General features: G+C 70.8%; 7 protein-coding genes. 1 reads left to right on the forward strand and 6 read right to left on the reverse strand.

Going from position 1 to position 6,537, the window contains the following annotated elements:
* Nucleotides 1–134 precede the first annotated feature (134 nt).
* The 4 genes from dapA to BEK98_RS46540 are packed head-to-tail and all read right to left on the reverse strand — an operon-like array spanning nucleotide 135 to nucleotide 4,488.
* Entirely contained in the window at nucleotides 135–1,067 is a 933-nt protein-coding gene (dapA, locus tag BEK98_RS46525) for a 4-hydroxy-tetrahydrodipicolinate synthase (RefSeq protein WP_094222865.1), read from the reverse strand.
* Nucleotides 1,064–2,491: a fumarylacetoacetate hydrolase family protein gene (locus BEK98_RS46530; RefSeq protein ID WP_094222866.1), complete on the reverse strand. Its 1,428-nt coding sequence runs from the start codon at nucleotides 2,489–2,491 to the stop codon at nucleotides 1,064–1,066. The genes dapA and BEK98_RS46530 overlap by 4 nt, the downstream gene beginning before the upstream one ends.
* Nucleotides 2,491–3,957, reverse strand: coding sequence for a 4-hydroxyphenylacetate 3-monooxygenase, oxygenase component (hpaB, locus tag BEK98_RS46535; RefSeq protein ID WP_094222867.1), 1,467 nt, complete (start codon nucleotides 3,955–3,957; stop codon nucleotides 2,491–2,493). The genes BEK98_RS46530 and hpaB overlap by 1 nt, the downstream gene beginning before the upstream one ends.
* Before the next feature lie 27 nt (nucleotides 3,958–3,984).
* Entirely contained in the window at nucleotides 3,985–4,488 is a 504-nt protein-coding gene (locus BEK98_RS46540; RefSeq protein WP_094222868.1) for a flavin reductase family protein, read from the reverse strand.
* A 210-nt stretch (nucleotides 4,489–4,698) separates the two neighbouring features.
* Here BEK98_RS46540 and BEK98_RS46545 point away from each other — a divergent pair, with 210 nt between their 5' ends.
* Nucleotides 4,699–5,238, forward strand: a complete 540-nt coding sequence (locus tag BEK98_RS46545; RefSeq protein ID WP_244202305.1) for a MarR family winged helix-turn-helix transcriptional regulator — start codon at nucleotides 4,699–4,701, stop codon at nucleotides 5,236–5,238.
* A 133-nt stretch (nucleotides 5,239–5,371) separates the two neighbouring features.
* Here the strand turns inward: BEK98_RS46545 and BEK98_RS46550 are convergent, their stop codons facing one another.
* Together BEK98_RS46550 and BEK98_RS46555 are read right to left on the reverse strand one after the other, a co-directional pair.
* Complete coding sequence (locus BEK98_RS46550) at nucleotides 5,372–6,139, reverse strand: SDR family oxidoreductase (protein WP_094222869.1); 768 nt, start codon at nucleotides 6,137–6,139, stop codon at nucleotides 5,372–5,374.
* A gap of 28 nt (nucleotides 6,140–6,167) precedes the next feature.
* Nucleotides 6,168–6,537 (reverse strand): BBE domain-containing protein (locus BEK98_RS46555; protein WP_208643433.1); only part of this gene is annotated, 370 nt, incomplete at its 5' end.

Below are 6,537 nucleotides of genomic sequence, written 5' to 3' on the forward strand. Positions count from 1 at the left end.
CGCGGAACCACGTGCGGCCTGGGCGTACACCGCGTTGCCGACCGGTTCGGAGACGTCGAAGGTGCGGCCGTCGGCGGCGTCGACGAGATCGCCGCCGATCCAGTGCCGGATGACCGGGGGCAGGTTCTCGGGGATCACTTGGCGGCTCCGATCTGTGCGGTGAGGTCGCCGCCCTCGGCGAGCAGCGCGCGGATCTTCGTCAGGCCCTGCTGGGTGGGGGAGACCAGCGGGGGCCGTACGAAGTCCGAGGCGATGCGGCCCTGTTGGGCGAGAACCCACTTGGCGGGGGCCGGGTTGGTCTCGACGAAGAGGAGGTCGACCAGCGGGTGCAGGCGGTAGTGCAGATCGCGGGCGGCGTCGAAGTCACCGGCCTCCCACAGCTCGTACATGCGCGCCACCGCGCCGGGTGCGAGGTTCGCGACCGCCGACACGAACCCGGCGCCGCCGAGCGCGAGCAGCGGCAGGCAGAGCAGCTCGATACCGGACCACACCAGCAGCGAGCGGCCGCAGGCGTGCAGGACGCGCGAGAAGTGCTCGAAGTCCTTCGTGGTCTCCTTCACGCCGACGAAGTTCTCGAAGTCGGTGAACAGCCGCTTCACCGTCTCCGGCGCGATGTCGACGGCCGTGCGGGAGGGCACGTTGTAGGCGACGATCGGCAGGTCCGGGAACTCCCGGGCCACCGTCGCGTACCACTGGTAGAGCGCCTCCTGGGTGGGGCGCGCGTAGTACGGCGTGATGACAAGCGCCGCGTCCGCGCCCAACTCCCGTGCCGCTGAGGTGATTTCGAGGGTCTCGTCGAGCTTGTGGGAGCCGGTGCCGGGCAGGAACGGCACCCGGTCGCCGATCTCCTCGACCGCCGTACGCATCCCCGCGATCCGCTCGGCCACGCTCTGGGCGCTCGGCTCACCGGTCGAGCCGCCCAGCGAGATCCCGTGCGAGCCGGACTCGATCTGGAAGCGGATCAGCCCGCGCAGGCTGTCGTGGTCGACGGCGCCGTCCGCGGTGAACGGCGTGACGACCGGGGCGATGGACCCACGGATGCCCGACGGGTCGCTGCGGAACTTCACTGTGTCTCTCCCTTGCACCAGTTCTCGTAGGCGTCGCGCCAGGCCGGCCCCAGCGGATACAGCCCGTCGACGCTCTCGCCCGCCCGCACCTGTTCGGTGATGAAGCGCTCCTGCCGCTCCTGTTCGCGGCAGTCGGCGATCAGTTCCTCCGCGAGGTCGGGCGGTACGACGACCGCGCCGTCCGTGTCGCCGACGATCAGGTCGCCGGGCTGGACCAGGGCGCCGCCGCAGGCGATCGGCACGCCGGTGTCCCAGGGCACGTGGCGCCGGCCGAGCACGGACGGGTGGGCGCCGGCCGCGTAGACGGGCAGGCCCAGGTCCGCGACGGCGGCGCTGTCGCGGACGGCTCCGTCGGTGACGACCCCGGCCGCGCCGCGCCGTAGTGCCCGGAGCGCGAGGATGTCGCCGAGCGTCCCGGCCGTGGGGTCCCGCCGGGCGTCCATTACCAGGACCTGGCCGGGCCGCAGCTCCTCGATCGCCCGCTTCTGGGCGTTCATGCCGGTGCCGTAGCGCTTGAACAGGTCCTCGCGCAGCGGCAGATAGCGCAGGGTGTGGGCGACGCCCACCAGACCGCCCGCGCCTATGGGCCGTACGCCGTCGATCGACATGTGCGGCAGGCCGCGCGAGCGCAGCTGCGCGCTGAGCGTCGCCACGGCGACCGAGCGCAGCCCTTCCGCGAGCCGCGGGTCGAGCAGCGGCTCGGGCTCGTACGCCGTGCCGTAGGCGGCCTCGCGCTCGGCGGGATCGGCTTTGGGCATCGCCCCGTACGGCGCGAGCGGGCCGCCCTCGGCGACCGGGCTGCGCAGCCGCCCGGTGGACAGCTCGCCCGCGGTGACCTCGACCTCGACGAGGTCACCGGGCCGGACGACCGAGGCACCGGCCGGCGTGCCGGTCAGGATCACGTCCCCCGGCTCCAGCGTGACCAGCCGCGACAGGTCGGCGACCAGCTGCCCGAAGGGGAAGAGGAGGGTGTCGGTGGTGTCGTCCTGAACCAGCTCGCCGTTCACCCAGGTCCGCAGGCGCAGCCCGGCCGGGTCGACCTGACGGGCGTCCAGCAGACGCGGACCGAGCGGCGTGAAACCGTCGGCGCCCTTGGAACGCAGGTTGGAGCCACGGTCCGCGTACCGCAGGTCGTACACGCCCGCGTCGTTGGCCGCCGTGACCCAGCGGACGTACGACCAGCCGTCCTCCGGCGCCACGCGTTGCGCACGCGAGCCGATGACCAGCGCGATCTCGCCCTCGAAGCCGAGGAGTTCGCAGCCCGCAGGCCGGACGATGGCTTCCTTCGTCCCCGCCAGCGACGACGGAGGCTTGAGGAAGTACGAGGGCTGCTTCGGGACGCGACCGCGCTCCTTGGCCCGGCTGGGGTAGTTGAGGTGAACCGCCACGATCTTCGACGGCGGGTTCCCGAGCGGGTGCGTCATCAGGAACGCTCCAGGCTGTGCTGATTCAAGAAGTCCTGCACCTTGGCCTTGTACGGCTCACGGTCGTACGACTTCACATACGCCCCCGCCATCCGGACCGGGTCGCCGAAGAAGTAGTACTCGTAGAGCGCCTGGCGGCTGGAGAACGCCGAGATGCAGGTGTCCCACACCAGGCGGAACAGCTTCACGCGCTCGGGGCCGGTGAGGGTCGCGGACTGCAGGTACGCCTCGATGTCCGCGGCCGCCGGGCCGGTGATGTCGAGTTCGGTGGGCGTGGCCATCAGGCCGGAGGCGCCGAGCTTGCGCAGGATCTGCGGGAAGCGCTGGTACAGCTTCGGGTAGAGGTTGCGGGCGGCGTTGAGCGGGGCCCAGGCCGGGGTGAGGACGCCGTACTCGTTGACCTCGGCGTCGGCCTCGGCGGCGCGCAGGAAGGCGCGCAGCATCTCCAGCGTCGCGATGATCTCGGCGATGTCCTCCTGGACGTGCTGGAACTGCTCGATGCCGATGGCCTCGGTCAGCAGCGACACCAGGCCGAGGATGTACTCGGTCTTGGCGGTGGTGCGGGTGACGACCTGGTGGGTCATGTGCACCACGGACGAGGTCTGCGAGTAGAAGCCGTTGCACAGCTCGGCGTCGCCCAGGGCGAAGCAGCGCTCGTAGGGCACGTGGACGTTGTCGAAGACGACCACGCAGTCGGACTCCTCGAAACGGGAGCCGAGGGGGTGGTCGTGGCGCGGGCGGTCGTAGTCGAGGGGCTCGCGGGCGACGTAGCGCAGGCCGGGGGTGTCGTTGGGGATGGCGAAGGCGTACGAGTACGGCTTGTCCTCGGGGGTGCCGCGCAGCACGGTCGACGGGAAGACGAGCATCTCGTCGGCGAAGGGCGCGATGGTGGCGAGCATGCGCGCGCCGTGGATCACGACGCCGTTGTCGTCCTCCTTCACGATCCGCGCCGCCAGCTTGCCGCTGGCCTGCTGGGTGCCCGCCACCGCCCGGTTGACCTGCGGCGGGATGAGGGTGTGGGTGCACAGCAGGTCCTCTTCGCGGACCTTCTCGTAGTAGCGCCGGATGTTCTCGCCGAACGCGGGGTCGGCCTGCGCGAACCAGTCGGCGGCGGAGGCCAGGGCCATGAGCGAGCTGTTCATGTAGTCGCCGGTGCGGCCGAGCATGCCGTTGCTGTGGTCGGCCCACACCTTGTACGCCTTGCGGCGCTTGACCAGGTCGTCCGCGGTCTTCGGGGTGAGGAAGGAGGTGCCGACGGGCTCACCGGAGGTGGGGGAGGTGTAGGTGAGCACGTCCTTGTGCGCGTCGCTGTGCTGGAGGTCGTACAACTCCGCGTAGGTGCGCACCACGTTGCGGAAGGCCGGGTGGTCCTGGATCCCTCCGGTGAGGGTCTCGCCCTGGATGTGGACGGTGGGGCGGGAGGCGGAGAGACGCTCGAGGTATTCCTTGCCGGTGCGTGCGGCCATGTTCGTGCTCCTGGGGGAAAGGGGGCGTCAGATGAGGTGTTCGATGCCGTCGGTGGCCTCGACCGCCGTACCGAAGCGGCTCCAGGCGTAGGTCAGGGCGTCGCCGTCGCGGTGGCCGAGGTCGGTGACCCGGCCGAGGACGAGGGTGTGGTCGCCGCCGTCGTGGCTGCGCCAGGGGTCGCACTCGACCCAGGCGAGCGGATGCGCGAGGCGCGGGACGCGGGCGCCTTCGACCCACCGGGGCTCGGCCGCGCCCTGGGCGCCGGCGAACTGCCGGGCCAGCGGCTCCTGTTCGGCACCGAGGATGTTCACGCAGAAGGGCCGGTCGAGCAGTTGGTCGTGGCAGCGGGCACGCCGAGCCACGCTGATCAGCACCAGTGCCGGGTCGGCCGAGACGGAGGTGAAGGAGTTCATGGTGGCGCCGCGTGGGCCGTCGTCGCCCTCGTACGTCACGATGGTGACGCCGGTGGTGAAGCGGGACATACAGGCGCGCAGGGCGCCTGGGCTGGGGGGAGCGAGAGCTTCGGGCATGGGTGACTCCCTGGACGCCGGGCCCGGTCGGGCAGCGGGCGGGATGGGTGATCGCGAGTCCGGAGTGGGTTCCCCTGAAGTGGGGCGAATGCTGCTGTAAGCGGATCAAGGCATGTAATCAAAGCTTTGATTAATTGGGGACCGTACCGCCGGGCGGGGAGATTGGGAAGCCCCTGGGCCGAACTTTTGCCACCGACCTAGACTCCCGGTGTGCCCCAGGAACAGCCGGACAACGAGCAACTGCACTTCTGGTCGTTCATCGACCACGCGATCACGCGCACCACCGGGGAGCTGCCGGACGTGGACCCCGTGGCCATGCGTCTGGTGCTCAGCCTGCACCGCGCCGCGAACATGCTGGTCTACGACCTCGAATCCACCGTCCACCGGCCGCGCGGCTGGTCGTGGCCCGGCTTCCGCGTGCTCTTCGTCGTCTGGCTCACCGGCCCGGTCGAGGCCAAGAAGGTGGCCGAGCTGTCCGGGATGAGCCGGGCCGCGGTCTCCGCGCTGGTGGCCACACTGGAGAAGGACGGCCTCCTCACCAAGGAGCGCGCACCCCATGACGGGCGCGCCGTCCATCTGCGGCTGACCGAGGAGGGCCGCTCCGCCATCACCGAGGCCTTCCGTGCCCACAACGCCCGTGAGCAGGAGTGGGCGGGCTCCTTGAGCCAGGACGAGCAGCTCCTGCTGATCACCCTGCTGGAGAAGCTGACCGCGCACTCCGTGCACTTCGACGCCCGCCATCGCGCCTGACGGTCAGGGCTGGTCGCTCGCCTGCGCGCGACCGCCCCTGCGGAAGCGGGGAAGGGGCCGCGCCCCGCTCATCCCGAGCGAGGCGCGGCCCCTTCCCGTCGGCCCGTGCGGACCACGAGGCCCCTGGATCAGGTCACCAGGGCAGGATCACTCCGTCCCCTGTGGCGTCGGAGCAGACGAAGGTTCCCGTGGGGCCGCCGACGGGCAGCGTGGCCATGCGGACGGGCATCCGGGCGCCCTGTTCCAGGGTGAGGATCCCGGTGTTGTCGTTGGCGTCCGTCGGTACCCAGTTCGGCGACACGGCGTTGACCAGGATGCCCTCGGCTCGCAGTTCGTTGGCGTAGTGGACGGTCAGGGAGTTCACCGCGGCTTTGGACATGGTGTAGCCGAGGGTCGCGGGGAACCCGCCGTCGGGGAAGACCGAGGTGGGGTCGTGGTTCTCGGCGGCGGCGGTGATCGAACCGAGCACGCTGCTGATGTTCACGATGCGGGCCGCGTCCGAGCGGCGCAGCAGCGGGAGCATCGCGTTGGTGACGTTGACGACTCCCACCACGTTGGTTTCGAGGGATGCCCGGACGTTCCCGATCGGCGTCTCACTGGGCGCGAGCCAGGGGCGGCTGATCCCCGCGTTGTTGACGAGAGCGTCGAGGCGGCCGCCGTTCTGCTCGATGTGCTTGGCGGCGAGGGCGACGCTCGCCTCGTCGGTGACGTCGAGGTGGACGAAGCGCACATCGAGTCCGAGGCCGCGCAGTTCGGCCTCGGCCCGCTGCCCGCGCTCGGTGTCACGAGCGCCGAGCCACACGGTCAGGCCGAGTTCGGCGAGCTGTCGGGTGATGGCGCGGCCGACACCCTTGTTGGCGCCGGTGACGAGGGCGATGCGGGAGGTGGTGCTGGAGGTCATGCTCAAGTTCCTTGCTGTGCAGTCGGCTTCAGGAGGCGGCAGGTGCGATGTTCTTGTTGAAGCGGAGGAGGTTGTGCGGGTCCCAGGCGGCCTTGACCTGCTGGAGGCGGCGGAACTTGGCCGCGCTGCCCCAGACGTTGCGCCGCCACTCCTCTCCCTGGTCCGTGGTGAGGTTGATGTATCCGGTCGGCAGCGTGTGCGGGGCCAGCGCGGTGCTGGTGTCCCGGGCCCACTGGTCGTAGCCGGCGTCCTGCTCGGGGGAGTCCCACAGGGCGACGGTCTGCCAGACCCAGGCGGCACCGGCCCGGGAGAAGGCGGTGGCGTCCTCGTCGACGTCCTCGGTGATGGCACCGCCCATCGCGACCAGGTTGACGGTGCCGCCCCAGCCGGGTGTCGGG

Origin of the sequence: Streptomyces diastatochromogenes, assembly GCF_002242805.1 — a bacterium.
Taxonomy (GTDB): Bacteria; Actinomycetota; Actinomycetes; order Streptomycetales; family Streptomycetaceae; genus Streptomyces; species Streptomyces diastatochromogenes.